The sequence below is a fragment of the Marinobacter iranensis genome, assembly GCF_029207565.1.
GTDB classification, from domain to species: domain Bacteria; phylum Pseudomonadota; class Gammaproteobacteria; order Pseudomonadales; family Oleiphilaceae; genus Marinobacter; species Marinobacter iranensis.
The window spans coordinates 1-269 of the sequence record NZ_JANCMW010000180.1 but is presented as its reverse complement, the minus strand read 5'-3'; the positions used below and the strand labels follow the sequence as shown (position 1 = coordinate 269).

1 protein-coding gene is annotated in these 269 nt (G+C 70.6%); it reads right to left on the bottom strand.

Going from position 1 to position 269, the window contains the following annotated elements; all coding sequences use genetic code 11:
• Position 1: 1 nt before the first annotated feature.
• Positions 2 to 269: hypothetical protein (locus NLU14_RS21925; RefSeq protein ID WP_275710600.1), on the bottom strand; the 268-nt coding region annotated here is incomplete at its 5' end.

The following is a 269-nucleotide window of genomic DNA, read 5'->3' as shown; positions in this document are numbered from 1 at the left end:
ATCATCCGAGCGCCAGCCCATCCACCTGCTCGGCGGGGCCCGTCACCTCGAGCACCAGGTGCCCGCGATCCTCGCGTGCCCGCCACCGGAGGCCCGACCCGGCGGTGTTCTCCGCGTCGACCAACGCCGCCAGCCGTTCTCGCGCACCCTCGACGGCTGCGTAGTGCACGGTGAGCGTGCCGTCAGTTCGGTTCGTGTAGAGGGCGTAGTCCGCGTCAAAGGCGCGCCACAGGTGGCGGCGCACCTCCGACGATGATGGACGTGCAGGA